This window comes from Kordiimonas lipolytica, assembly GCF_042651265.1.
In the GTDB taxonomy this organism is placed as follows: Bacteria; Pseudomonadota; Alphaproteobacteria; order Sphingomonadales; family Kordiimonadaceae; genus Kordiimonas; species Kordiimonas lipolytica.
Window position 1 is genome coordinate 1 of sequence record NZ_JBHSCR010000009.1, and the last position, 2,185, is coordinate 2,185.

A 2,185-nucleotide genomic window follows, 5' to 3' on the forward strand; every position below is an offset into this window, starting at 1 on the left:
GTAAGCGGTGATTTTCCCCCACGTTCCGTATGAGTTCATGATCTGCCACAAGGTGCAGGGAGTGATTTTGTCCATGGGAGGCCATATGGAGCTACAGCGTGAGAGTGATGTCGTTTCGCAGATTGTCATGACGCCGAAGGGTCAGCGGCGATGGCCTGATGAGGTGAAGGCGCGGATTGTAGCGGAGACGTTGAGGGCGGGCGCGACGGTAGATGGTGTTGCTCGGCGGTATGACCTTCGTCCCAACCATCTGTCGACCTGGCGACGCCTGGCGCGACAGGGCAAGCTGGTGCTGCCGGAGGATGACGAGGTCGGCTTCTTTGCTCCTGTCTGTGTGGAGGACGATGCGCCGTCCCGGTCGGGGTCTGCGCCCATCCTGGCTGGCACGGTCGATGTCATCTCGGGCGGTGTTACGGTACGGCTTGACGGTGCAACGCCAGCGGCGCGGATTGCCGAGATCGCCAAGGCGCTCGGAGCTCTTGGGGCATGATCTTCCCATCCAATCGGGTGCGTATCCTGGTAGCGACGAAGCCGGTGGACTTCCGCAAGGGCCACGACGGATTGGCGGCGCTGGTCCAGTCTGAGCTCAGGAAGGATCCTTTCACGGGCACGGTGTTTGTGTTCAGGGCGAAGCGGGCCGACCGGTTGAAGCTTCTCTATTGGGACGGCAGCGGTCTGGTGCTGGCCTACAAGCGGCTGGAAGAGCACAGCTTCACCTGGCCCGAGGTGCACGAGGGCATGATGACGCTGAGCCATGCCCAGTTTGAGGCTTTGTTCGCCGGTCTCGACTGGCGGCGGGTGACGCCGCTCCGGGCGAGGACACCGAAGGTCTGACAAAGTCTCTGGATAGCTGCGGCAGAGTGACTCAGGGAAACAATAATCCTGCCGCTCGGGCCGCTGTTTTGCTATGGTCTGATCATGTTCAAAGAGACCGACCTTCCCGATGATACCGAAGCCCTGAAGGCGATGATTATCGCCCAGGCAGCAGAGCTTGCCGCGAAGGAAGCTGTGATCATCCAGAAGGAAGGCGTGATCTCCGCCAAGGAGGATTGCATCACCCGGCTTGAGGCGCTGGTGAAGGCGTTCCGGGCAGCCATGTTCGGGCGGCGTTCCGAGAAGCTCGATCCGGATCAATATGACCTGGCGCTTGAGGATATCGAGGTTGGGATTGTCGCCATCGCCACCGAAGACAAGACCGCCGCCCAGGCTGTGGAGAAGGTTCGCCAGCCGAAGAGTGAGCGCGCCAGTCTGCCGCAGCACCTTCCACGTATTGATGAGGTCATCGAACCCGAGAGCACTCTCTGTGCCTGTGGCTGCCACATGCATGCGATTGGCGAGGATGTGTCGGAACGGCTGGATATCATCCCGGCCCAGTTCCGGGTGATCGTCACCCGCCGCCCCCGCTATGCTTGCCGGACGTGTGAGGATGGTATCGTCCAGGCGCCTGCGCCAGGCCGCCTGATCCCAGGGGGCTTACCGACGGAAGCCACAGTGGCCCAGGTTCTGATCTCCAAATACGCCGATCATCTCCCGCTCTATCGCCAGAGCCAGATTTATGCCCGGCAGGGCATCAAGCTCGACCGGTCGACACTCGCTGGCTGGGTCGGGCGGGCAGCGTTTGAGCTCAGGCCCGTGTATGACTGCCTGCTCAATCAGCTCAAGCGATCATCGAAACTCTTCATGGACGAGACGCCGGTGCCCGTCCTGGACCCCGGGCGGCGCAAGACCAAAACCGGCTATCTATGGGCGCTGGCGCGCGACGACCGGCCATGGAATGGCGAGGGTCCACCCGGGGTGGCCTTTCTTATGCACCGGGCAGAAGTGGCCAGCATGGTGAGGATATGCTCTCAGGCTTCAGGGGGACACTGCAAGTGGACGGGTATGCTGGCTATAACCGCCTTGCTAGACGGGCGGAGGCGCCGCTCAACCTCGCCTATTGCTGGGCTCATGCCCGCCGCAAGCTGATGGATGTGGCAAAGAACAATGTTGCCCCGATCGCTGAAGAGGGCCTGAAGCGCATCGCCGTCCTCTACCGAATTGAGGCCGACATCCGGGGCCAGAGTGCTGACGTGCGCCTCGCGGTCAGACAAGAGCGTGCCGCACCGCTGATGGACGCCTTCAAGATATGGCTTGACCAAAGCCAGGCGCGGGTGCTGGGCAAATCCCCGCTCGGACAGGCACTGGG

General features: G+C 62.0%; 2 protein-coding genes and 1 pseudogene. All 3 read left to right on the top strand.

Annotated elements, in window-relative coordinates; genetic code table 11:
* Nucleotides 1-85 precede the first annotated feature (85 nt).
* The gene (gene tnpA / locus ACFO5Q_RS11545; protein WP_197421011.1) at nt 86-490 is read left to right on the top strand and encodes an IS66-like element accessory protein TnpA; all 405 of its coding nucleotides are present in this window, start codon (nt 86-88) and stop codon (nt 488-490) included.
* Complete coding sequence (tnpB, locus tag ACFO5Q_RS11550; RefSeq protein WP_380084361.1) at nt 487-834, top strand: IS66 family insertion sequence element accessory protein TnpB; 348 nt, start codon at nt 487-489, stop codon at nt 832-834. The genes tnpA and tnpB overlap by 4 nt, the downstream gene beginning before the upstream one ends.
* Nucleotides 835-918: 84 nt before the next feature.
* A pseudogene (gene tnpC / locus ACFO5Q_RS11555) lies at nt 919-2,185 on the top strand (IS66 family transposase); the annotation flags it as partial.

Coding starts and splice junctions, on each gene's coding strand:
- tnpA (WP_197421011.1), top strand. CDS start 86: ATGGAGCTACAGCGTGAGAGTGATGTCGTTTCGCAGATTGTCATGACG.
- tnpB (WP_380084361.1), top strand. CDS start 487: ATGATCTTCCCATCCAATCGGGTGCGTATCCTGGTAGCGACGAAGCCG.